Here is a 21,987-nt window from a genome sequence, read left to right as displayed (position 1 = left end):
ATGGTGACGACGCTGATTTATTCCTACATAATTTCAGCGGTTATAGGCTTAGTTTGCCTACCTAAAATAGGCAACACTGCCTTTAAGATACTGGCTATTTTCTGGGCTTTTTCAGTAACAATCGACTTAGGTATTGAACGTTTTGATGCAGGAGATGGGCGGCTCATCCGCCTTTACTATTGTTTATATTATCTAATCGCCTTAACGGTATACGTTTACGTTTTTAATGCGAACCAGACTCGGCGATCGATACGATACTGGCTACAATGGCTTTCTGTTGGCTTGTTAGCCATTGTCGTTAGTGTCCAAATTTTAGAAAATTTACAGGACCACACGGCGGCTAATACAGTATTTATTGCTCAAGCCTTTGGCGTTTTTTGGGTCGTTCTTCCTTATTTTAGCGATGTCCTGGTCAGCCGAAATTATATTGACCTGTTCAAAGAGCCCCTGTTTCTAGTGGCTTCAGCGCTGCTACTTTATACCAGCGGTAACCTAATCGCTACCGGATTTTTTCATCAGCTTTTTGCCTATTCCAAAGAACTAGCCCGTCATTTGTACAAGCTCAATTACGGCATGAATATAATTATGTGCGTTTTATTTAGTGCCGCCTTTATTGTATCGACAAAGAAAACAAGGGCTTTATCGAATGAGTATTAGCTATTTACCGATTGTCGCTACCCTGGCTCTGCTTGTCCTGGCAATCGCTGTAATCAGTTTTGCGCTTCGTTATCAAAAAAGGCAGTTAGAAAACTTCCAGGAGAAACAATTTCTTAAAGCTACGTTTGAACAGGAGACATTGAAGTCCCAAATTGAAATACAAAATCAAACGTTGCAAAGCATAGGTCAAGAATTGCACGATAACATTGGGCAAATATTGTCGCTGGCCAAATTAAATATGGACATCTTGGAAGAAACGTTGCCAGTACCGGCTGCCCAACCCTATATTATGCAGACCAGTGAACTGATTGATCAGGCGATTCAAGATCTAAGGGAGTTATCAAAGAGCTTGGACGAAGATTATGTTCAGGATTTTGGCCTTCAGCAGAGTATCGCGCATGAATTGCAGCGTATAAGTAGGACAAAACGCTTTAATGCTGAGTTGCTCGTTGATGGCGAACCTACCTCGCTCGGCCAAAAACGAGAAATCGTGTTATTTCGCGTTGTGCAGGAACTGCTCAATAACGCAATTAAACATTCAAAAGCAAGCCAATTAATCGTTGCGCTTTCCTACACATCAATCCAATTTAACTTATCGGTCAGCGATAATGGCGTAGGTTTTGATTGGACATCCGTTCAGCAGAGTGAAACAAAAGGATCTGGTATCCGCAACATCCAGCGTAGAATAAATTTAATAGGAGGAACTTGTCAATGGAAAGCTACGCCTGGAGAGGGCACTAGGATTTCAATTGCCATACCTTTGGGTATAGAATAGAAGACAAATGCAGAAATCATATTCGCTAGGGTTGCTAACAGCAGGTAAAGAAAAAATCATATCTGATTGGCTAGAACCGGGCCCCTAGCGGGTGTGAAGATGGCGAAGTATCTTGTAAGGGGGCTAGTAGGTCTTAGGTAGCTATTTCTATACAACACATATCTAACTTGCTGAAAAAGAATAGCTTGAAAATAGCCTACTTAATTCGTCCTGACTTAAATCTAGAGCCGCCAAACGCCGTTTCACTTGCCGTACGTTAGCTTCCCTCGTTTTTTGAGCTGTGTCTTTGATCTGAGTTTTCCGGTAGGGCTCCACTTTAGTAATCATGTTCCAAATAATCATCGCCAGTTTTCTGGCGGTAGCGGTGATGGCTGCGACTCGGCCTTTCTTATAGGCAATCCGTTTGAAGAAGCCACTCAGTTCATGATTAGCCTGATTGCCAATCGAGTTAGCCGCCTGCCGTAAGGCCGTAGCGATATGAGATTTGCCAGTGGGGGTACGATGACTAAGTATACGGCCACCGCTGATTTTATTATTGGGCACTAACCGCAGCCAACTGGCAAAGCTTTTGGCCGAGGAAAACTTATGAATGACCTTCCCCAAGGTAGTTAACAGACAAAGAACGGTATTATAACTGATGCCCGATATGGCAAACAAATCAGTTTTAAAATACTGATACGCCAAGTTGGATAGGTCAAAAGCAGGGGTATGCTTACTGGTTTTTTTCTCCTGTTTCGATAGTTTCTTCTCCGCTGGTTTCGACACCGACTCTACGGGAACACTTCGTCGTAGAGCCTCTTCAATGACTTGGTCACACGGCAGCAGGGCGTTTTGATAATGTTTGTAAAAATCCAAAGACGCTTGCAATTCAAACAACAGCTCCTGTCGCCACGACCCATGAAGCGACTGGGCAATTTCCTCTTGAGACTTTTTCATCCGCACATCCACTAAAGAGGCTAAATAGTAGGGATCGCGGTTTCCGGCCAGAATGGCTTCGATAATGGCCAGCCCAGATTTTCCCGTAATGTCCCGAATAGCCACATCCAAGCGAACATTCATCAACCGAAGCGCTTTCTGCATTTTATGGGTATAGGTAGCTAGCTGTTCAATCAGATGTTGCCGATGATAGTAGTAAGTGCGTAGTTCCTGGAGCGTATCACTGAGCAAAAAGCTACCCGATAGTAAGCCCAGAGAGTGAAGTCGTTGAATCCACAGACAATCAATGACATCCGTTTTTCGGCCCTGCACATTTTTAGTCTGACTACTGCCTACTAATAGCACGTTAAAGCCCGCTTGCTGGAGAGCATTGAACAGGGTTTGCCAGTAACTACCCGTGCTTTCCATGGCGACCGTAGTAATCTCATACTGCCGCAAATGTTCAATTAGATGCTGATGATCCTGGGTGTAAACGCCAAACGATTTTACGTTTTCCTTGTCCTGATCGACGGCTACCCAATGCTCTCGAGAGCCGATATCAATGCCAGTGGCATGAGCATTGACAACTGGAAGCGTTGCAGTTTGCTTTCCCATACGAGTTGACGATTATAGGGATGAAATGGCTTCAGGGAATGGATCAGTGAATCAGGATTTTTCTATACGGGATTCTCGGAGGAGATCACCAGTGAATTCAACAAGTACCTCTTGAGAAGGCATTATCCATTCCAGCCCAGATTTCAGGAAGGACTGATACGTACCATTTATAGGTTGATGAGCTTAAGGCTGAAGCCCCACCAAGTTAACTAAAAGACACAGGTTTCATTAGCTCCTGTTGTCATGGGTATTCGATGGTACCCGCACAATCATTCGATTTTAGGACAAGATAAGCAACCGTTATGAACCTCATCAAATAAAGTTGGACAAAAGGGCTGAATAGAAAAAGTATATTGAATGTAACCCAGGCGTAACCCCATTACATACCTTCCGATCCTCAATGCCTAATTAAGTAGTTGATTGAAATGGTGGGCCCGGCCGGTCAGACTTGAACTGGCGACCAGACCGTTATGAGCGAACCCTTCAATGATTTTACAGACATATCTTGAAAGTATATGTCGCAAGTAAAAGTGTGAAGAAACAATTTAATGTCGCGCAATGGAATTATCATGGAAGATTATACAATCAAATTACCGGAGAAAAGCTCTGAGCTTCATATTTATATAGATGTTCAATCAGTAAGGGTCGCATATCTAAATCGGTTCGCAAGCTATCTACTAAGGACAGACTTATTTGATACTTTGCGAACTCAAGGTAGCGTTGCTTGGGGGACCAAATAGGGAACTAACCTAAATAGAATAGTAGTAAGCTTGAAGCTTTTGAATGGCCTAGGTTGTTAGTGTGGAGTCCTGTTCAAGTATTCGAGTTTGTCATTTTTCCTAGCGCGGTGTATGGATGAGAAGTTTTTATTTAATAGGCCAAAAACGCACCAGTAGAATAGTCTTATAAACTCAGGCTATATACTAAATGGGATAGCAAATACCCTTGGAGAGCTAAATTTTCCAAAATTGTTTTAAAAGTATTTTTTTACATATACTTAGAGGCTAAAATAATGACTAATTGATATATTATAATATGAAAATATTATGTTTCTATTAAAAAACGGGGTTTTTCCCGTTAATTTATAACCTCAATTTATGGTTATTCACTGCCTCAACATGAATGTAGCTGTTTGAATGCTTTCATTAGCGACTAATCCTCAGTCTTATCAAATAAGACTATACTCTTTTAGTGAAAATTTAAACTAAAACAAAGAAAAAGCCATGGCGATTTGTAAAGAAAAGTTAGTCAATTATTTGGAAGGTATCGGTTATAATCTGGTCAGGCTTCCAAGAACTAATATTCAAAATCTTGACATAATTATAAAGAATGAAAATTCATATGAAAACCTTGGTTCATTAAGCAGAGTTTGGTCATCCTCCCAAACTGTTCCCCAGCCGAAAACAGATGGAACTGCAGCCAATATTCAGCAAAAGCAAACGTCCTTGATTGACGTATCCGTTGGTTTGAAGGCGTTGGAAGGAATATTTTCAGGAATGGGATTTGCGGTTCCTGAATTGAATTTGGCTTTTTCAAACGTCAAAAAAATGACGATTAAATTTAATAACGTAACAGTTTCCACGATTGCTCCTTTTGAAATTGGAGCTTACTTAAAGTCGACGGATTCGAGCAAATTAGATGTGGACAACCCTTTTGTAAAATACTTTTTAGATGACGAATGTCCAATTTATATTATATCGGAAATCATAAAATCGAACTCAATTACAATTGATGCATATCTAGATTCAAAAACTTCGGGATCATTAGATATAGGTATCTTACAAAACGCTATAAAATCAAGCCCAAAAGTGAGTTTTGAAAAAGAATCAGATTCTTCCATTACATACGAAGGTAATGAACAACTTGTATTTGGATTCAAATGCTATCAAATTGGTTACTTTGAATCGGGTTGGGGAATAGAAGGTATGGGCGATGGTGTTTTTCTATCAATTGGTTCACACTCCGCTGTGCCTAAAACGGTCAAGCTTGAAGAATTTAGAAAAGTTGACATTAAGGATAAAATGTGAAGTAGAATAATATGGACAAATTTCTGACTATTAAACTCACATTGTCGGACTATCCCGGAACAGCAGACAAATTTATAAGCCGTATTGACGTTAGCCCATTAGGAGCCAGTCCCGGACAAGGTTGCGTTTTCACTTTACCAATCATCCTCAGCGGCATTACTTCTTTCGAAGCCTATTTCAAGACTCTAATTAATGAGCCAAAAGCTAGTCAGCAACTCAAGGAGTTAGGTATATCTCTATTCAAGTGTATATTTCAGGATGGAGTTAGAGACAAATGGAACAATATATTAGGCCTAATTAATTATGGGCAGAGTAATAAATTAAGAATTGCTTTTAATATACTATCAGAAAAGTTAGTTAATATTCCATGGGAATTACTCCATGATGGGAATGATCATTTACTAAGAATCAAACGTATTTCAATCGTACGAGTTATTGATGAATTAGTTGCTCCCAAAAAAGCATTTGGTCCAATCACTCACCCTCTATTAATTGTGGCAAACCCTGGCGGGTATTTTAATGCCGATGAGCATATTGAAAATATTTATAATGAATTTGTTCAAGCTAATATTTTGGAATCTAATATTAATGTGTTAAAAGATGCAACGAAAGACAATATATTTGAATTTTTACAACAGCATAGGGACGGTGACTTTTTATACTTCTTAGGCCATGGTGGACTAGATGAAAATGAGGAAGGCGTAATCCTACTACAAAGCGATACTAATCAAGAAGGTGAAAATTTAGAAGCGGCTCGATTAGCGGAAGGTTTAAACGATAGCAACATTCGATTTGTATATTTTAATTCTTGCTCAACAGGAGTTTCTGGTAGCGGAACATTTTCAGGTGTTGGACAAAAAATCATGTTGCGGGGAGACGTGGTATCCGTAATTGCCATGCAGGCCCCTATAAGTGCACAAAAAGGAATGGATATAGCAAAACTATTCATTCGTAAAATAATGCAAATTGAGACTATTGAGGTAGCTCTTTCATCCGTTCGAAATCAATATGTCGCCGATTCGTTCACTTGGGCTATTCCAATCATTTACACTTACTTACAGGGGCCGGAAGATTTTGAAAAAAATCAAGTACTTAGCCTTCTTGGTTCATTAATTCGCGAGGAAACATATGCTCTATGTATTCCGTCATTTAAGGAAACGTTGCTAGAAGAAGAGATCTCTTCAAAGGGATACAAAGCCCAGATCAATGTAAACGGCAATGATGTTAATAATAGTGAATATTATCATTATCCAGGGTTAAGTTTTGCGCAATCAGATATCAAAGCCGCAAACTATATTACCAACTTGCTATTAATGGTCACAAGTTATGATAATATCAAACTTCTCAAGGGATCTGCCATTCAAGAGGAAACGGCCTCAAAATGTATTTTTCTTTTCGGAAGCCGCTCAAACGTTTATGTCTCACAAGTTTTGAATGGCTATTCCCCTACATTTAGATTGTATTATAATAAAAAAGAATGGTATATTATCGATAAAGGTTATAATAAAAAATACTCAATAAATCCACCGGATCAACAATCTAGCGAGCAGTGGGATGCAATTGCAGACTATTGTTGCATTCAGAAAATTATTGCTACCTCGAAGGTATACTTTTTAATTTCTGGGCTAGGGGACAGAGGGACGATTGGAGGATGCTGGTGGTTTATTGAAAATTGGAAATTCCTACTACGTGAGGCTGGTACTGGAGAATTCAGGTATCTTTTGAGATTGCCTACTTCGATATATTCTGATATAGAAATAGTAACGAGAGAAAACAATGAATGGGGTCAAAGTATTGATGAATAATTTTATACCAACCACTCTTGCACTTCATAGTTTTGAGGTGTAACCGGTGGTGCGAATTTAAGGATAACAGCCGCAACGTTTTGATCGCCGAATTTAGCGTTAAGAAGTTCCCAATTGCTAGCAAAGTATAAACCGCATCCTTCGGTTGCTCGGCTCCCTAAACCAGCAATAACAAAGGTAGTTTTGCCTGGCTTCGATACTTGCGTAAATCTAGCAATAACACCGTAATCTGTTGTATTCTCATACTCTGTTCTACTCAATGTTGAAGGGTTTATGATAGAATAGTTTTCTCCAGACCCATTGCTGTGGATTGTCCAAGTTTCTCCAAAACTCATTGAAAAATTATTGCTTACTTCATAATTATCCAGCAACCTCTGAGTAACTTCATTAGACTTACTTCCAAAAATGAATACAAGCTCGGAAGAATTTATATTGAAGTTAAAATCTTCAGTATCCTTTAGGTTGATCTTATGGAGGTCGATAAATTTTGTAAGCAAATTTGATATATAAAAAGCTGACTTAGTATCTCGGTCAGTATATACTTCCCCAGGATAGGTAAACTCATTATTGCCAATACGTTTCGAAGTGCCTCCAAAATTAGGCAATACAAGATCAGCTTGGCTATCTGCAGAAGTCATAAGTAGGCTACCTAGAGCCTCAAATGAGCCGTTTTTTACGAAATTACCGGTCATGTTCGTAACTATACTGTTTCAGTACTTACATTTTTCCGTAAAAATAGCTATTTTTTTTGCAAAAGAGGATTGGCTACTAAGTCCATCAGATATATCCTCCATTCTTCCTTTAACTGGAATACTGCGTCAGGGCTGTCAGCGCTTTCATGGCAAAATTTTTTCAGATTTTTGCGGAAGGCTGTCCACGCAATTGTCCGATCTTTTGGTCTCCATCGCAGTCGCTGGAGAATATCGTATTTAGAGATTGAACCCTCCTCCAAAAGTATTTCGAGAATTCTCCGTAGCGAGGGTGTCATTTCAGGCATTGAAACCATTGTTTTTTCCATTTCAAAGAACTGTTCTTTGAAAACATTGGCTATATTCTTCCAATCGTACACTAGAATTGCCTTTTGCGCGAATTCTGAAGCAACCGCTTTTTCCTTTCCAATGTTATCCATAAGTGCAGTCAGACGTGAAGCAAGATTTCCTCTATGGTAAAACCAACGTTCATTGATATGTTTTTGGAGAACTTCAGGCATTGTCCTTAGAACTGGTTCTATCATCTCTGGAAAGAAACTTTCCTTGTTCATTAGTGGTACACAACCAGCGCAAATTGCTTCAAGTGTAGAAATAGACCAATGAGTGGCTTTGTGCGGTGCTACGACGATGTCACAATCTCCAAGTAACTTTAGATATTCAACCTTTTCCAATGTGGCTACTGTGAGCCAAGGCTTATGAGTGATAGCCCTTGGCAGGATAGCTTTGGATGGGTTAGTAGCATGTACAGAGAAATCTCCACGCTCTTCCCATACTTTTGGAAAAATTTTAGTTAGTAGGTTTCTCACACCAGTATAGTTTAATAGTCTATGATTGACCAGAATCCTGCAATGACTACTATTGCTGCCCCGATCTTTTAGTACAGACATAATTTCAGCAGCATCTATACCTGGTGGCAATACTTGTAATTTTGATCTTAACGAGTCAATTGTAGCATCATTAAACCATATTTGAGCCTGTTTGATAATTTGTTCCTTACCAAATTGTGAGTTTACACCAACCAATGTAGAAATCAAAGAGCCAGACAATGTTCCTAATAATGCAGGCTTATATGTTTCTCTTTTAGGTGTACCAGGTGGTCGAGTATCAAACCAATGAATGTAAGATAGGGCCGGTACACAATTGAACATTTGTCTGTTGAGAAAATTGAGTAAGGCCGGAGCTGTTTCCGGCTGGTTTAGAAAAAGAATGTCAATATCAAAGCGAGAAAAATCGAATGACGTATATAAATCTGCAGGATCAAACATAAAACTACCACCATGTAAACGGGGCTCGAGGTTCAGAGCGATAGGAGTAATACGTTGATGCTTCAAACTTGTGCCCCAAAGTTGTTCGTGTCTTCGAGGCACAAGTACATAAAAATGGATATCGATCTCAATAGTAACGATAGATAATAAGAGCTTCGATAAAAAATAAAGGCCGCTGTCGCCTTCAGGATTTACACCTGCTGAATAGTTGATTTGTGTAAGTATCCTAAGCGCCATTCTTTTTCCGTTGACTCTCTTCCCATGATTTATTAAATCTGCTTTTTAAGGCAGCAATTCCATCGCTCTTTAGTTTGTCAATATCTTCACCAAGACTTCGATAAAAATTGGGACTCGATACCGCACTTGCAGCCTTTTCTATTGCTTCTTTGTGTTCGCCAAGCCTTTGAAAACTCGCAGCGATCTTTAGCGCCTTATCCCAGTCGTCATCCGTCATAGCATCACGGATTTTTTGGAGCTTTGAAGCTTGATCCATATTTCAAAGTTTTTAACCCTTGTGACATATAATAAGAAGGTATTCTCAGTAAAGTATGATTTAATTTAGCAAAAGACATTGATGGGATGATCTCTACTGAATTTTTGGTTTATTGCGCCTAACATAAGAAATTAAGGCTAAATTAAGTCTTTTTTCCGATCTATGGGGTTGTAACAAACGGGCTTTTTCTATTAATGGCGACCCGGCATGTTTCTCGTAAAAGTCTAAAGTTAAGTTAATTGAACTCAAATATTATCATATTGATCTAAAATATTTATATTTTTCTATTCAACTCCCCTGTGACAGGCAAATCTTATTGATTGGTGTTTTTTTTAAATTTTAACATTAAATAATTCAGAAGTTACTCTTTAATCATCAAATTCACTACTATAAACCATCAAAAATTATGATTAATCAACAGCAAATGTCTCATATTAAAATGCGCTTAAATGAACAAAAGAACTGGCCAATGAGTGAGCATTATAACGGATTTCAGAAACAAAGAGGATTAGCCTTTCTTATTGGCAATGGTATCAATAGATACAAAGATGACGATAGAGCCCGGTCTTGGGAAGGTTTGCTTGATGATGTCTACAAAGATATATTTGGGGATCTCCCAATTGAAAAAATGGAGGGCTTTCACCTAACAGAATTCTTTGACTTGATGCAATTAAAAGCACGCTCTCTAAATGATTATAAAAGAAATTTTATTTTGTTAAAATCTAAGATTGCAATAAGCTTACAAACCAAACTTATCAGCTGGAAAGCTGATGAACACCATAAGAGGGTTATAAGTACGATTAGAGGTTGCGACTGTCCAATCTTAACTACGAACTTCGATAAGATCTTAAGCGATGCTATTGATGGAGAAAAATTTAATATGATCCATTCAAGCGAGCGAAAATTTAACAATTTTCATTCCCGTTATCCATGGACAGTATATTACGGTAGTAAAGAATTAAAGTATCATGGCGAAGACGAGTTTAGTATATGGCATGTAAATGGTAATGTCGATTATCCACAGAGCATCAACTTGGGCTTAACAGATTATATAAAAAGTATCACAAGAATCAATAAAGAATTGCCATCCCAAAAAACCGGCTTTCATATAAGTGGAAAGTTAAGTGGCACTTGGGTTCGTTTCTTTTTTTACAAGCCACTTTTTATTTTCGGACTAGGATTAGAAGAACAAGAAATTTTATTAAGATGGCTACTAATTACCAGAAAAAATTATTGGTTAACAAAAGGTTGGACATCTCATATGGGTTGGTATATTCACATTAACAATGATGGTATAAGGTCATTGCCTGGCCCTAAAAGAATTTTTTTAGAAAATGTAGGATTGGAGATATTGGAGTTTAAGAGTTATCACGAGTTTTATGAAGAATTCTGGAGCGAATTGGAAAAGTTTAGCAGAGCAGATATTCATTAATTATAAGCCATCAAGTAAATGTGGGCAGGTAGGAGATGAAAAAGTAAGGTATTTTGACGAATTTTTAACTCAAATCTTAGTCGTCCACTTTTACTTGACGACATACGTTTATCTTCAGCAGTATCTCTATTGTTAGAGTGTGATTTTTACGGCTTCTGATGACAATCAGTTAAGCGCAAAATGTGCTTCACAACTACGTTGCCTTCAAAAAACGCTTCCACGGCGAAGCGATTGGTCATCATGTTTTAATCATTTTTCGACGTAAGTGTAAAGATGAAATATTAGTTGAATGGTAAGATGGATTAGTTTATAATTTAGTTTCCTAATATGGGGGGCCAAGTGGGATAACTCTATAAGAAAAGTAATTGAAAAACATAATTTTCTGAAACACATAGGTGATCAAAATGGTATGCTGCTCGAGCATACGATTGTAGGTCTACTTAAACGACAATTTGCCCGACTTTGGATTCTTATCTAAGATTTTTGCCAACTGTAAACTGGGGGTATAGTTGGGGGTAAATTAGAATAATGACAATATATATTTACTTTTAATCATATACTTAAAACCAATTTTTGAATCCTAGCACCCCAGCCATTTAACTCTCTAATACAATCTAATAAAGCCTATAAAACCCTTGAAATACAGGCGTTTTTAATGGTATGATCCTCTAAAGCAGCCCAACGGAGAATAACCAAATCTGACAATTTTGGGGGTAAAGTCCGGGGTATAATTGGGGTAACGAAAAATCATACCCCCAGCGCAAAAAGGGAGAGAGATGTCATTATCCGACTTGGATTGTCGCCACGCCAAACCGGCGACGTCAGCTTATCGACTGTTTGATTCGGCAGGTTTGTATTTGCACGTGATGCCGACCGGCAAGCGAGTCTGGCGCTTGAAATACCGATTTTATGGCAAAGAGAAACTCCTGACATTGGGGACCTATCCTGGCGTGACGCTCATCAAGGCTCGCGAAAAAAGGGACATCGCCAAGCAAACGCTAGAAGCGGGCGTTGATCCTAGCCAACAAAAGAAAGACGAAAAGGCGCTGGCTCAGTTTAAGCAAGCACAAACCGTCCAATTGGTCGCTACTGAGTGGTACAATCGTAATCTGCCAACCTGGTCGCCTAGTTACGCCAAAAATGTGTTTAGTCGTCTTCAGCAAAACATATTCCCCTTCATTGGTCAGCTACCAGTTGCCAGCTTAACCGTTCAGCAATTATTAGCTTGTCTTCAAAAGGTGGAAGATCGAAACCGCAATGACTTAGCCCATCGTGTTTTACAAATGATGGGACAAATCATGCGCTATGCGGTCATTACGGAACGCGCTGACCGTGATATTACATCGGATATGAAAGGGGCGTTGAAAAAATACGTCAAAGGCCATTTTGCTTCTATTGAGATCGATGAGTTGCCTGATTTACTCAAGGCAATTGAACGCAATGATGCACGGCTTTTCAAGCAAACGGTCTTGGCGCTAAAGCTTATTTTATTAACCTTTGTTCGTACTAGCGAACTGATCAATGCTACTTGGGATGAGATTGATCTGGAGAATAAAGTATGGCGCATTCCGGCCGAGCGAATGAAAATGCGTAAAGCGCACATTGTTCCCTTGTCCAATCAGGTTATCTCGATCTTGGAGGAATTAGGTGAATTGTTCGGGAAACAAGGGTATATCTTACCCAGCGTTTTTCAAAAAAATAAGCCTATCAGCAACAATACGATTTTAAAAGCCTTAGATCGATTAAAATACGGCAAACTGATGACCGGTCATGGCTTTCGAGCATTAGCCATGAGTACGATCAAGGAAAAATTGGGATATCGCCACGAAGTGGTTGATCGGCAGTTAGCTCACCAGCCCAAGAGTAAAGTGGACAAGGCCTATGACCGAGCACAATTTCTAGCCGAGCGTACGAAAATGATGCAGGAGTGGTCTGATTATATTGATGCGCTTATGCGCTTCGGCGAAGCCAGTGAAATTAAGTGAACCGCTGCACGTTGCCCGTAAAAAGGACTAGATCTCTGTAGCTGGATAAGTACTGTCAAATCGCTCTATCCATTGCCGAATGTCATTAGCCTTCCAGGCTGTAACTCGGGGCGCTAACTTGTAGGGCTTCGGAAATTGTCCTGAGCGGCACCCATTCCACCAAGTGGCTTTGCTGACCGGGATCAATTGTAGAACTTGTTCTAAACGTAAAAATCCTGAAAGTTGATTGGTAACTAATGTTTCGTTCATGTAAGTCCTCCTATAACGAAATAACGCTAGCTTATTTATCACAGACTTTGGGCTGTATTGAAAAAAACATGGCGTATTAAACTCAGATGTAGATAAATAACTCTGGCAAGACGTGTAATCGAATTAAATGCGCTTGAACCTGCAATCGTCCATGACCTATATCCTGGTAATCGTATTATCAGCAATCGCGGGATGGCTGACTCGAGATCTTTTGACAAGACAAACAACCAATCAGATAATTTCCACTGATCAGCAATCCACTGATTCTAAATTTCAGCTTGACCCTAAAACGAGTGAGCGAAAAGAGAATCATACAAGAGGTATCAATCCAAGAAAACAGGATGAGACTGAAAAAATCCCATTGAGCATTGTTGAGTTGACGGAAGTGGAACGGGGAAAAAAAATTCAATGTGTATTTGTTGTATGAGGATGGTCAGAGATTGTGTGTGGTTATGGGATATTTCGAGGCTCAAGCGATTGCCATTGAAATGAATGCCTTAAAGGCGACCCGACCACTGACGTTCGATCTTTTACAAACACTCTTACTGGCAGGTAATTTCTCGGTGAAAGAAATCGTAATCGACGCCATTATCAATCAACTCTTTTATGCCACGGTTGTCTTGCAGACCATGGATGGCGAACTTGAGCTAGATACAATACCCTCGGACGCATTCGTAATTGCATTGAAAAATAAGGCTCCGATGTATATTTATAGAAGTGTTCTTAAGGCGTACCAAGATCTGGAGTTGAACAAATCCTGAATTGTCTGACCACGTTGAGCAACAGTTTATTCGCTATTCATACAAACGTGTGTTTTGCTAAACAAATCAAATAATCAGGTAAGGTTTGTCGCATAAATTGGGTTAGGGAGTTGGCTGGCTTGCCTAATGAATTTGTGTCACGCGTTCAATCATCAAACCATACTTTTTGATAGGCCATTGCATTGTCAGCAGCGAGGAGGAAGACTCAGTTTTTACATGGAGAAATTCTCATGTGTAAAATCTGGCTAGATGCCGTCAGCAACATCACGAAACGACTGATAAAAATAAATCCTGCGTGTTAAAAAGGGTCTTATTTTTACTACGCCAGTTGATTGAACATTAATGAAACCGTGATTCAATTGACAGACAAACCCAAAAGTATTTAGCTACTTCCTATTACGAACAGAGTCAAAATGACAATTGACTTCCTGTTTTTGTTTTGCAACAAGGAGATTTCATTAATGTCCCACAAAAACACGCTCAATCCCTTACTGAATCGAAAGCAGGCCGCGCAGTATCTGGGCGTTTCACCTGGTACGCTGGCGGTGTGGGATTGCACCAAACAAAAACCACTCAACCCCATTCTGGTGGGTAAACTGATCCATTATCGGCTGGCCGATTTAGATCAGTTTCTAGACCAGCGGCTCATGGACTAAAAAGCGGAAAGAGAACGTTCGGCAAAAACGTTCCCTTTCCTAGTCCCCGATCCCATCATCACATCCCCTTCGACGGAGCAGGCAATGGATTTAGAACATGCCAATACGATACCTATTTCCGAAATTCTAGGCAAGCTCGATCTTCAGCCCTTGAGGAGTGAAGGGCCTGTTCTTTATTATTCGTCTCTGTGGGGGCGAAAACATCAAACAACGCTGACCGTTCATACGATCACCAATCGCTGGTCTGATCCAAACATGTCGGATGGCACCTTGGTCGAGTGGGTTGTTCACTACCTGCGCTTTTGCGGGGAAGCCCATACGGAACGCGACGCGCTACGCTGGATCACCAACATGAGTGTCGGCTCATCGGGCCTTGTAGCTGCCCCGCCTGGACAGCCGCCCAGAGTAGACCTCCGGCATAAAAAGACGATTCAATATCCCGGATTGCTGCATTACCTGCACCGGGAAGGCATCGCTTTACCGCTTGCCCGGCAGTACCTAAAAGAAATCCACGCGCGTAACCGCCAGACGGGCAAGGATTTCATTGCCTTGGGTTTGCTCACGGTTGACGGTGGCTTTGCCCTGCGCACGGCTTACCTGAAACGCTCGATTGGTCAGCCAGCGATATCGTTTATTCGTGGCCGAATGCCAAAGCCCAAGGGCATTCACCTCTTTAAAGAAGTTCTGGATTTTTTATCCGTGCTGAGCCATCTTAACCGCACGACTTTGGATGAGGATGTGATCATCCTGAATGCCTGGTCCTGTCTGGCGCAAGTCCCTGCTTACATTCATCAGTATGGTTACCAGACAATGTATACCTGGCTGGATAATACGGAGCAGGGCCAGCAGGCAACGGCTTATGTGGGTCAATTTCTGCAAATAGAAGCGAATACCCGTCATCAACCGATGAACAAGTTATATGCCGCCCACCACTGCGTTCATACCTGGTATCGCCATCTTGCTCATCAGACAACGTGAGAGGCTCAGATGACCCAACTGAACCTGCAATCGCTATTTACGGTCAATGAAGTCGAAATTCACTACCGAAACAAAACGCCGTACCAGGATCGGATTCAAATTACCCGCTCTACAACGGCTTACGAAATCCTGCGCCACGCCTGGGATGAAAATAAGCTGGAATTGATCGAACAATTCAAGATTCTGCTTCTCGACCGGAAAAACAACTGTCTAGCGATATCGGACATTTCGACGGGTGGCATGAGTGCTTGTATTGTCGATCCCAAAGTCATCTTTGTGACAGCCCTCAAGGCCAATGCTTGCGGAATTATTTTGGCGCACAACCATCCGTCCCAAAACCTCCAACCCAGTCCACAAGATTTAACGCTGACACGGAAGTTGTCTGATTGCGGCAAGCTGCTGGACATTGCGGTTCTGGATCACCTGATCGTCACATCGCGTAATTATTACTCCTTTGCCGATGAGGGCTGTATGCCGCGCTAGCGGTCACCGGTTCAGTTTTCATTCTGCCAATGGTTGGGCTTGTGGGCCTGTACTCGACGCCACTCATTCACCAACCACAATTTTCCCAGTTCTTTGACCTTCCTCGCGAGACAAAATTCTAGTCGGTTCGCTTGCTAAATCGCCGTGTTGTTCATCCCCTGTAACCCCAACCATTGGAGCATGATACATGACCAAACCGATTACCCGCAAAACTTCATCAAGTCCTGCTGGGCAACCTCAACAAGATATTTACACCCGTGTCACCGCCAAGATTCTAACCGATCTTGAAAACGGCAATCTCTCCTGGCGTAAGCCATGGCACTCCGAGCATTTAGCCAGTCAGGTCATGCGACCTTTACGCTGGAATGATATTCCGTATACGGGCATCAATACGCTCATTCTTTGGAATGCTGCCAGTGATCAGGGGTTTACCTCGCCCTATTGGATGACCTTCAAACAGGCCACCGAGATGAAAGCGTCTGTCCGCAAAGGTGAGAAGGGGACGCAGATTGTCTACGCTAATAAGTTCACCAAAGAGGAGGAAGACGCCAATGGTGACCTCAAATCCAGCCAGATTCCCTTTCTTAAAAGTTACACCGTGTTCAACGCGTCGCAGATTGACGGTCTGTCTGATGGTTTTTATCAAACCCCCGAACCCGTTGTTATCCATCAACAAGCGCGTGATCAGGCACTCGAACAGTTCTTTGCGCAGACGAAAGCCGATATTTATACCGGCTCCAAAGCGTGTTACACACAGACCACTGACCGCATCCAAATGCCGCCGTACGAAAGCTTTGAAACGGCCAAGCGGTTTTACGCTGTTTTAGCCCATGAAATGTGCCATTGGACGAAACCTCCACACCGGTTGAACCGTGACTTCGGCAAAAAACACTATGGTGATGAAGGGTACGCGAAGGAGGAACTGGTTGCCGAATTAGGAGCCTGCTTTCTGTCGGCTGATCTGGGCGTTGAGCCGCAGCCGGAAGAACATCATGCGGCTTACATCCAATCCTGGCTAGAAGTGCTCAAAGATGACAAACGCTTTATCTTCCAGGCCGCATCCCACGCGCAAAAAGCGGTTGAATACATTCATGCGTTGCAATGCTCTTGAGTTGCGAAAATACAAACCCATGCGCTGGCTTGCGGATGATTTGGTTGGTTTCGTCAACGGCACCTTTCTTGGGTCGGTTGATAGAGCATGTCAGCTTAGCCCAATTGTCCGTCATGGCGCTTATCCCTCATTTTTACGAGGTAAAAATGATCTACGACTACGGGGAGCTGACACGGCCTATCGAGCTTTGTCCGCTGCTATCATCAACAACACAAGAAAGGAGATTTAATGATGACTACACCAACCGAAACTACCTCGAAAAGACCAACTCATTCGGTTTATATCCTCAAACCAAGAGCCGATTGCTCGGAATCGGATTGGATTAAAGTCGGTAGCGGCTGGGATCACGGCGATAAAGACGGGCTGAATCTGTCACTCACTGTCTTAGGCCAAAACATTCCAGTTATTATCCGCCGAAACAAACCGAAGGCCTAAAAGCCACAAAGCCGGAGAGAGTCATCTCTCCGGCTTTAGTTTTACCAAAAATGGGTTGACCTACATGGCAACCGACGTCCTGATCAATACAAGGCTGGCAGATACACCCGGAAAGTAGTTCCTTCACCTGGCTTACTGGTGGCCGTGATCGCTCCATTGTGATTGTTGACGACCTGCTGACAGATGGCTAAACCAATTCCGGTTCCTCCATATTCGTTCTTACCATGTAAACGCTGAAAGACTCGGAAGATTTGGTCTGCGTATTTTTCATCAAAACCAATGCCATTATCGCACACACTGGACGAAACACCCGGTTCGCATGAACCGTGACTTCGGTAAAAAACTATGATGATGAAGGGTACGCTAAAGAGGAACTGGTTGCCGAATTAGGAGCCTGCTTTCTGTCGGCTGATCTGGGCGTTGAGCCGCAGCCGGAAGAACATCATGCGGCTTATATCCAGTCCTGGCTGCACGTACTCAAAGACGACAAACGCTTTATCTTCCAAGTCGCATCCCATGCGCAAAAATCGGTTGAATACATCCAGAGATTACAGAGTCCGTAAGAACACCGATGTAAGCAACCTGGTTAGTAGGCTATGGACCGTTTGGAGGGCATGATCAAGTCTGCCTTCACTTGGAAGTTGGCTTTTTGATCAATAAAGAAAGGACAAACATTCATTATGACTATAAGCTAAACAGCAATTCCAGCTTATTATATAAGTATGACATCGAGCTTAAAGAACCGTATTTCTTAAATGACTTCATAACAATAAACAGGCTCTCATTGAAAATAGGATTTTAATAGGAATATTTTATATTTTCTATTATCACATTAATTGGTTTACTCCCCGCTAACTGGCTAGGATATTTTTTGAAAAGTTATGAAAGCAATATAAATGTTACCGTTAATAGTAGTGTGGAATACTTTTAGTATATCACAGTGATTTATATTGAAAGTGTATATTTATAATTTTTATAATAATATTACTATTAATGTTGTTTTAATGTAATCTTATTCAGATAATTGATGGTCAATAAGCAGTCCGCTTTCTAATCACCATAACCATCAACTTTTTATGAAAAAGAATTGTCTATTTCGCTCCGCTGGGGGCGGTGTTATCTGGTTGGCCTCTGTTTTCCTTTTACAAAGTTGCACCCGGTTGGAGATGCTCAGCGATGTATCCCAATCGGCGAATGCCAGTCCACAAAAAGGGGCTATCGAACTTCATTATGAAGCCGAGAATGTGACGTATCAAGAGCTTGATAAAGCAAATGCCTCCACGGCATTTGACAAAATTCACGCAATGGCAAACGCACATCGAAGTAAAATTGATCTGCAAATTTATGAAGATGGCACAAGTGCCTGGAAAATGACCAAACTAACGCCTAAGCATGATGTAAAAATCAATGATTTAACGCCTGTCAATCCAATGCCTCAAACACGGACAACACAGGTTGACCGATCAGGGATGGGATTCTTTTATGGCGATGATGGGAAGTTGCTCCATAAACATGCCGTTCCGACCAAATCCTTTGGGGATCTGGTCGCTCAGGTTAAAAAAAATCCAGAGGCTATATATTCCGCTTTAGGCGTCAAGCCAAAACAGCGAATCGATGAAATCATTGCCAACGCCAAGGCCAATGGGGCTATTGTGACCGATCTAGGGAACAACAATATCAGCGTCCGTCAATCGGTGGTAGAGGCCCAAATGCCATCATCCAATAGGGCACGGGTTCCTTCGTCGAACTATAAATCGGTTGATATTATCAATACCAATCTAAATGTCGTTGTTGGGTCGGCACTTTATGATGAAAATGAGAAATTAGTTAGCCAGGTCTATTATCGATATAAGATCAATGAAGAGAGAAAGCTAGTGCCAGAGGCTATGTATATGAAGACGTGGACAACCTTGGAAAAAACAGGGAAAACCGTCATTACGATTTCAAATACGTATTTCGATAATGTTTCCGAAACCATTAACATCGACTAACATGAAAACTAGACTACTTTATTTCGTTCAATTACTGGCTCTGAGTACTCTTTTCGTTGGAACTAGTTCTGCCCAAAACCGAGGTGTTGTCTGGGTCCACGGCTTAAATTCCACTAGTAGCGAATGGTCTAACTGGGATAACATTTTTAGTGCCGAGCGGCAAATAAATACCCTGAACCGAAGCAGCTACAATACCGATATTGGTGTGCAATCCATGGCCAACCAAGTGGTCAATAACTATGGGGCCAACAATCGAAATATTTATTTCGGGCATAGCATGGGCGGAGTTGTGGGACGGGATATTGACGTTCGGTTTAGTAATACCTTCGGCGGCATTGTAACGGCTGGTAGCCCCTTTGATGGGGCACGTATATCCAATGCAGCTCGTAGCGGGGAAGCCTCCAACATGATCATTGATGGAATTGACCGGGTTCTACAAGGTCCATCCAGACAATTAGGACCGGTTGCCTTTTTTATTGAGACATTTGTTGTGGATGTCATCGTTCGATTTCTTGATGATACGATCAACTTATTTGGGCTCCGTAATTTTGGCAGCCAGGGTGGGGATGACTTACAGGAATCCAGTGGCTATATGAACAATGGGATTCGTAATCAGCAAACATCAACGGCCAAAATTCATATTTACGGCAACGAGGACGGTCCAACGCCATGGCGTTTGGCCTCCCAGGCGATTGGCAATGGTGATGATGACCAATTTGTAAGTATTGTCCGTACCGCGGGCGATGTGTATGAGGCGGCCATGTGGATAAATTACGGGATTGCTGTGACAAGTGGTATATTCACGTTCGGGATTGCCGCAATTTACCCCGCTTGGGTGGGGGAAGGGTGGTCACAGGGTATGAACTGGTGGCGTTACGATTCAGAACGCAATTGGAATCATTTGATTGGTTCCGATATCCCATCGACTAAAACCGTGTGTTCGATGGATATCAACTGGCAGGGATTTAACAATTGCATGAATCAATATGCAGGCACGCAAGCTACTTATGAACAGTATATTAACTGTCAGAATCAGAATACGTACCAGAACTGTTATACCTACTATGCGTCCGTCAATGGACAAAGTGATGCTTTTATTAAAGCGCCTTCACAGACGGGGTATAATTCCAGTTGGTCAACTGGAGCGTCAACTATTGAAGCGCGTGGTGTCAACCATTTGGAGATGAAAAAGCACCCGCGTATGCGCGATATTTACAATGAGATATTTAATGGGAATCACGGCGGATTTTTTCAGACGCCTTAACGGTATGATCAAGTCTTTGTTTGTTCTCGGCTCTCTCTTTCTGGGCGTTTTTTCCTGCCACAAGCAAGAAGACTCGGTTTTCGACTCAACTGGGGTGGTTATCAAACTACCCCAGTTGTGGAAAACGTCCTTGTCAAATAATGGGGCTTTAGTTGAAGTCGTTTCTGAAGCTCAGGTAACTGATAGCCGTGGTAATTTTTTAGTTGGTGCAAATAGGGATAATAATCGCTACCTAGTAAGTCTCAATTCGGTGACGGGACACATTGAGTGGGAATGGAGTGATTTACTACCCGCATCGGCAAATGCTACTATCAAAGATCCACTTTCTATTAATGAGGGCGACTATTATCAAAAAGATGACCGAGTAACGTTTTTGCATGGTGGCAATACGTACTGTTTGAATCTTCAAAATGGAACGACTTTTTGGAAGCATCAACAAAATCTGCTTCGTAGCCCTCAGGTTGGTGGTATTGGTAATTTCTATTTTAATGCAGGTTATCCACCCACATCGAACCAGGGGGATATTTTATACATGGGGAATGTGCTGACGAATAATCTGGAAAAAGAACTTATTAAGCCTCAATATGATCTAACCGGAAAGCAGGATAATAGCGGGCAGAATGGTTGGATCAAGCGGATTATTCCCCTGACATTAAATCAAGATACCCTCCTATGCGTGTTGTATATGGACCCCGCCCTTGAAGGCTATCAGTATCGTTCCGCAATGGGCTTATATAATTTGACCAGGAACGTATGGGTTTATAACCGCAGCAACTTAAACCAAGCTTCGGCGAATACCAACATAACACATGCAAGGTTGTATCAAAATAAAGTTTATCATGCCTCAGGCCGAAGTCTTCACTGCCATGATTTAATGACCGGACGCGAAATTTGGGTTAAATCATTCCCGCAAGGGTTTGGGTCTTCAGGCTTTATTATTGTCAACGATAAACTATTTGCTAACTGCGAGGATACCTACACCTACTGTTTAGATGCGCAGACGGGCCAGCAAGTGTGGCAAGAAAAAAGTGCTGGTACGAGCAGTCCAATTAGTTATCTAAATAACGTTATTTATTTCTTGGGTGGTGGCGATGGCCGGTTGCATGCTATCGATGCCACAACTGGCAAGCATTTGTGGAAAGTCGTTTCTCCTGATGAAACGGTCAATTCAGGCGCTTGGTTTTATGGCACCTGCACAATTTTACCCGGTAAAGAGGGGGAGAAAGGCCGGGTGATGGCCACAACAGGTCTTAGTGCCTATTGCTATGAAGCTATTCGTTAGGATATTGCGTGAGATAGAGTCAGTTGGTAGGCATTTGGCTCTTTTCATGTCCGTATTATCCGTTTCTTAACTGATCCCACATTTACCATTCGGCTGTT

23 protein-coding genes and 1 pseudogene are annotated in these 21,987 nt (G+C 41.6%); 18 read left to right on the top strand and 6 right to left on the bottom strand.

Annotated elements, in window-relative coordinates; all coding sequences use genetic code 11:
* Complete coding sequence (locus H3H32_RS26570; protein WP_182458778.1) at positions 1-657, top strand: hypothetical protein; 657 nt, start codon at positions 1-3, stop codon at positions 655-657.
* Entirely contained in the window at positions 647-1,432 is a 786-nt protein-coding gene (locus H3H32_RS26565) for a sensor histidine kinase (RefSeq protein ID WP_182458777.1), read from the top strand. Before H3H32_RS26570 ends, H3H32_RS26565 begins: the two co-directional genes overlap by 11 nt.
* 162 nt (positions 1,433-1,594) lie before the next feature.
* Here the strand turns inward: H3H32_RS26565 and H3H32_RS26560 are convergent, their stop codons facing one another.
* Positions 1,595-2,962 carry an IS110 family RNA-guided transposase gene (locus H3H32_RS26560; protein ID WP_182458776.1) on the bottom strand — a complete coding sequence of 456 codons (1,368 nt, stop codon included), beginning with the start codon at positions 2,960-2,962 and terminating at the stop codon, positions 1,595-1,597.
* Between the two features lie 1,223 nt (positions 2,963-4,185).
* Between H3H32_RS26560 and H3H32_RS26555 the strand changes: the two genes are divergently transcribed.
* Both H3H32_RS26555 and H3H32_RS26550 read left to right on the top strand, forming a co-directional pair.
* A complete protein-coding gene (locus H3H32_RS26555; protein WP_182458775.1) occupies positions 4,186-4,989 on the top strand; it encodes a gasdermin in 804 nt (267 codons plus the stop codon).
* Positions 4,990-5,000: 11 nt separating this feature from the next.
* Complete coding sequence (locus tag H3H32_RS26550) at positions 5,001-6,794, top strand: CHAT domain-containing protein (protein WP_182458774.1); 1,794 nt, start codon at positions 5,001-5,003, stop codon at positions 6,792-6,794.
* 2 nt (positions 6,795-6,796) lie between these two features.
* On the opposite strand, the gene H3H32_RS26545 is transcribed toward H3H32_RS26550, so the two are convergent.
* Genes H3H32_RS26545 through H3H32_RS26535 form a run of 3 tightly spaced genes read right to left on the bottom strand, consistent with a single transcriptional unit; the run spans position 6,797 to position 9,262 of the window.
* Positions 6,797-7,486, bottom strand: coding sequence for a hypothetical protein (locus H3H32_RS26545; protein ID WP_182458773.1), 690 nt, complete (start codon positions 7,484-7,486; stop codon positions 6,797-6,799).
* Between the two features lie 47 nt (positions 7,487-7,533).
* Positions 7,534-9,006 carry a glycosyltransferase family protein gene (locus H3H32_RS26540; RefSeq protein WP_182458772.1) on the bottom strand — a complete coding sequence of 491 codons (1,473 nt, stop codon included), beginning with the start codon at positions 9,004-9,006 and terminating at the stop codon, positions 7,534-7,536.
* The gene (locus H3H32_RS26535) at positions 8,996-9,262 is read right to left on the bottom strand and encodes a hypothetical protein (RefSeq protein WP_182458771.1); all 267 of its coding nucleotides are present in this window, start codon (positions 9,260-9,262) and stop codon (positions 8,996-8,998) included. Before H3H32_RS26535 ends, H3H32_RS26540 begins: the two co-directional genes overlap by 11 nt.
* A 406-nt stretch (positions 9,263-9,668) precedes the next feature.
* On the opposite strand from H3H32_RS26535, the gene H3H32_RS26530 reads away from it, so the two are divergent.
* Both H3H32_RS26530 and H3H32_RS26525 read left to right on the top strand, forming a co-directional pair.
* Positions 9,669-10,694: an SIR2 family protein gene (locus tag H3H32_RS26530; protein WP_182458770.1), complete on the top strand. Its 1,026-nt coding sequence runs from the start codon at positions 9,669-9,671 to the stop codon at positions 10,692-10,694.
* A 776-nt stretch (positions 10,695-11,470) separates the two neighbouring features.
* On the top strand, positions 11,471-12,679 hold the full coding sequence (locus H3H32_RS26525) for a tyrosine-type recombinase/integrase (RefSeq protein ID WP_182458769.1): 1,209 nt from the start codon (positions 11,471-11,473) through the stop codon (positions 12,677-12,679).
* Positions 12,680-12,706: 27 nt separating this feature from the next.
* Here the strand turns inward: H3H32_RS26525 and H3H32_RS26520 are convergent, their stop codons facing one another.
* Positions 12,707-12,928, bottom strand: a complete 222-nt coding sequence (locus tag H3H32_RS26520; RefSeq protein WP_182458768.1) for a helix-turn-helix transcriptional regulator — start codon at positions 12,926-12,928, stop codon at positions 12,707-12,709.
* A 151-nt stretch (positions 12,929-13,079) separates the two neighbouring features.
* Here H3H32_RS26520 and H3H32_RS26515 point away from each other — a divergent pair, with 151 nt between their 5' ends.
* From H3H32_RS26515 to H3H32_RS26480, 8 genes are all read left to right on the top strand, one after another.
* A complete protein-coding gene (locus H3H32_RS26515; protein WP_182458767.1) occupies positions 13,080-13,355 on the top strand; it encodes a hypothetical protein in 276 nt (91 codons plus the stop codon).
* Positions 13,339-13,689, top strand: coding sequence for a bifunctional nuclease family protein (locus tag H3H32_RS26510; protein WP_508614166.1), 351 nt, complete (start codon positions 13,339-13,341; stop codon positions 13,687-13,689). The genes H3H32_RS26515 and H3H32_RS26510 overlap by 17 nt, the downstream gene beginning before the upstream one ends.
* Before the next feature lie 461 nt (positions 13,690-14,150).
* Entirely contained in the window at positions 14,151-14,345 is a 195-nt protein-coding gene (locus H3H32_RS26505) for a helix-turn-helix domain-containing protein (RefSeq protein ID WP_182458765.1), read from the top strand.
* An 84-nt stretch (positions 14,346-14,429) separates the two neighbouring features.
* Positions 14,430-15,323: a DUF8464 domain-containing protein gene (locus H3H32_RS26500; RefSeq protein WP_182458764.1), complete on the top strand. Its 894-nt coding sequence runs from the start codon at positions 14,430-14,432 to the stop codon at positions 15,321-15,323.
* A gap of 9 nt (positions 15,324-15,332) precedes the next feature.
* Positions 15,333-15,806 (top strand): JAB domain-containing protein, encoded by a 474-nt coding sequence (locus H3H32_RS26495; protein ID WP_182458763.1) that lies wholly within the window; start codon positions 15,333-15,335, stop codon positions 15,804-15,806.
* Between the two features lie 187 nt (positions 15,807-15,993).
* A complete protein-coding gene (locus tag H3H32_RS26490) occupies positions 15,994-16,917 on the top strand; it encodes an ArdC family protein (RefSeq protein ID WP_182458762.1) in 924 nt (307 codons plus the stop codon).
* 19 nt (positions 16,918-16,936) lie between these two features.
* A complete protein-coding gene (locus H3H32_RS26485; protein ID WP_182458761.1) occupies positions 16,937-17,146 on the top strand; it encodes a hypothetical protein in 210 nt (69 codons plus the stop codon).
* The gene (locus tag H3H32_RS26480; RefSeq protein WP_182458760.1) at positions 17,146-17,352 is read left to right on the top strand and encodes a hypothetical protein; all 207 of its coding nucleotides are present in this window, start codon (positions 17,146-17,148) and stop codon (positions 17,350-17,352) included. Before H3H32_RS26485 ends, H3H32_RS26480 begins: the two co-directional genes overlap by 1 nt.
* An 83-nt stretch (positions 17,353-17,435) precedes the next feature.
* Here the strand turns inward: H3H32_RS26480 and H3H32_RS26475 are convergent.
* Positions 17,436-17,648, bottom strand: a pseudogene (locus tag H3H32_RS26475) (sensor histidine kinase); the annotation flags it as partial.
* 30 nt (positions 17,649-17,678) lie between these two features.
* Between H3H32_RS26475 and H3H32_RS26470 the strand changes: the two are divergent.
* The 4 genes from H3H32_RS26470 (at position 17,679) to H3H32_RS26455 (ending at position 21,889) form a co-directional block, all read left to right on the top strand.
* Positions 17,679-17,915, top strand: coding sequence for a zincin-like metallopeptidase domain-containing protein (locus H3H32_RS26470; protein ID WP_182458759.1), 237 nt, complete (start codon positions 17,679-17,681; stop codon positions 17,913-17,915).
* 513 nt (positions 17,916-18,428) lie between these two features.
* Positions 18,429-19,343: a hypothetical protein gene (locus H3H32_RS26465; RefSeq protein ID WP_182458758.1), complete on the top strand. Its 915-nt coding sequence runs from the start codon at positions 18,429-18,431 to the stop codon at positions 19,341-19,343.
* 1 nt (position 19,344) lies between these two features.
* Positions 19,345-20,607: a lipase family protein gene (locus H3H32_RS26460; protein ID WP_182458757.1), complete on the top strand. Its 1,263-nt coding sequence runs from the start codon at positions 19,345-19,347 to the stop codon at positions 20,605-20,607.
* A 4-nt stretch (positions 20,608-20,611) separates the two neighbouring features.
* Positions 20,612-21,889, top strand: a complete 1,278-nt coding sequence (locus tag H3H32_RS26455) for an outer membrane protein assembly factor BamB family protein (protein ID WP_182458756.1) — start codon at positions 20,612-20,614, stop codon at positions 21,887-21,889.
* Positions 21,890-21,987: the final 98 nt, after the last annotated feature.

Origin of the sequence: Spirosoma foliorum (assembly GCF_014117325.1) — a bacterium.
In the GTDB taxonomy this organism is placed as follows: domain Bacteria; phylum Bacteroidota; class Bacteroidia; order Cytophagales; family Spirosomataceae; genus Spirosoma; species Spirosoma foliorum.
The sequence above is the reverse complement of the archived record's forward strand: the minus strand, read 5'-3'. Positions and strand labels throughout refer to the sequence as shown.

Excerpts from the sequence above, each read along its gene's own strand:
- H3H32_RS26570 (WP_182458778.1), top strand. The coding sequence starts at position 1 with ATGGTGACGACGCTGATTTATTCCTACATAATTTCAGCGGTTATAGGC.
- H3H32_RS26480 (WP_182458760.1), top strand. The coding sequence starts at position 17,146 with ATGATGACTACACCAACCGAAACTACCTCGAAAAGACCAACTCATTCG.
- H3H32_RS26540 (WP_182458772.1), bottom strand. The coding sequence starts at position 9,006 with ATGGCGCTTAGGATACTTACACAAATCAACTATTCAGCAGGTGTAAAT.
- H3H32_RS26535 (WP_182458771.1), bottom strand. The coding sequence starts at position 9,262 with ATGGATCAAGCTTCAAAGCTCCAAAAAATCCGTGATGCTATGACGGAT.
- H3H32_RS26465 (WP_182458758.1), top strand. The coding sequence starts at position 18,429 with ATGAAAAAGAATTGTCTATTTCGCTCCGCTGGGGGCGGTGTTATCTGG.
- H3H32_RS26455 (WP_182458756.1), top strand. The coding sequence starts at position 20,612 with ATGATCAAGTCTTTGTTTGTTCTCGGCTCTCTCTTTCTGGGCGTTTTT.
- H3H32_RS26560 (WP_182458776.1), bottom strand. The coding sequence starts at position 2,962 with ATGGGAAAGCAAACTGCAACGCTTCCAGTTGTCAATGCTCATGCCACT.
- H3H32_RS26495 (WP_182458763.1), top strand. The coding sequence starts at position 15,333 with ATGACCCAACTGAACCTGCAATCGCTATTTACGGTCAATGAAGTCGAA.
- H3H32_RS26490 (WP_182458762.1), top strand. The coding sequence starts at position 15,994 with ATGACCAAACCGATTACCCGCAAAACTTCATCAAGTCCTGCTGGGCAA.
- H3H32_RS26500 (WP_182458764.1), top strand. The coding sequence starts at position 14,430 with ATGGATTTAGAACATGCCAATACGATACCTATTTCCGAAATTCTAGGC.
- H3H32_RS26485 (WP_182458761.1), top strand. The coding sequence starts at position 16,937 with ATGCGCTGGCTTGCGGATGATTTGGTTGGTTTCGTCAACGGCACCTTT.
- H3H32_RS26525 (WP_182458769.1), top strand. The coding sequence starts at position 11,471 with ATGTCATTATCCGACTTGGATTGTCGCCACGCCAAACCGGCGACGTCA.
- H3H32_RS26505 (WP_182458765.1), top strand. The coding sequence starts at position 14,151 with ATGTCCCACAAAAACACGCTCAATCCCTTACTGAATCGAAAGCAGGCC.
- H3H32_RS26520 (WP_182458768.1), bottom strand. The coding sequence starts at position 12,928 with ATGAACGAAACATTAGTTACCAATCAACTTTCAGGATTTTTACGTTTA.
- H3H32_RS26530 (WP_182458770.1), top strand. The coding sequence starts at position 9,669 with ATGATTAATCAACAGCAAATGTCTCATATTAAAATGCGCTTAAATGAA.
- H3H32_RS26515 (WP_182458767.1), top strand. The coding sequence starts at position 13,080 with ATGACCTATATCCTGGTAATCGTATTATCAGCAATCGCGGGATGGCTG.
- H3H32_RS26545 (WP_182458773.1), bottom strand. The coding sequence starts at position 7,486 with ATGACCGGTAATTTCGTAAAAAACGGCTCATTTGAGGCTCTAGGTAGC.
- H3H32_RS26460 (WP_182458757.1), top strand. The coding sequence starts at position 19,345 with ATGAAAACTAGACTACTTTATTTCGTTCAATTACTGGCTCTGAGTACT.
- H3H32_RS26555 (WP_182458775.1), top strand. The coding sequence starts at position 4,186 with ATGGCGATTTGTAAAGAAAAGTTAGTCAATTATTTGGAAGGTATCGGT.
- H3H32_RS26550 (WP_182458774.1), top strand. The coding sequence starts at position 5,001 with ATGGACAAATTTCTGACTATTAAACTCACATTGTCGGACTATCCCGGA.
- H3H32_RS26565 (WP_182458777.1), top strand. The coding sequence starts at position 647 with ATGAGTATTAGCTATTTACCGATTGTCGCTACCCTGGCTCTGCTTGTC.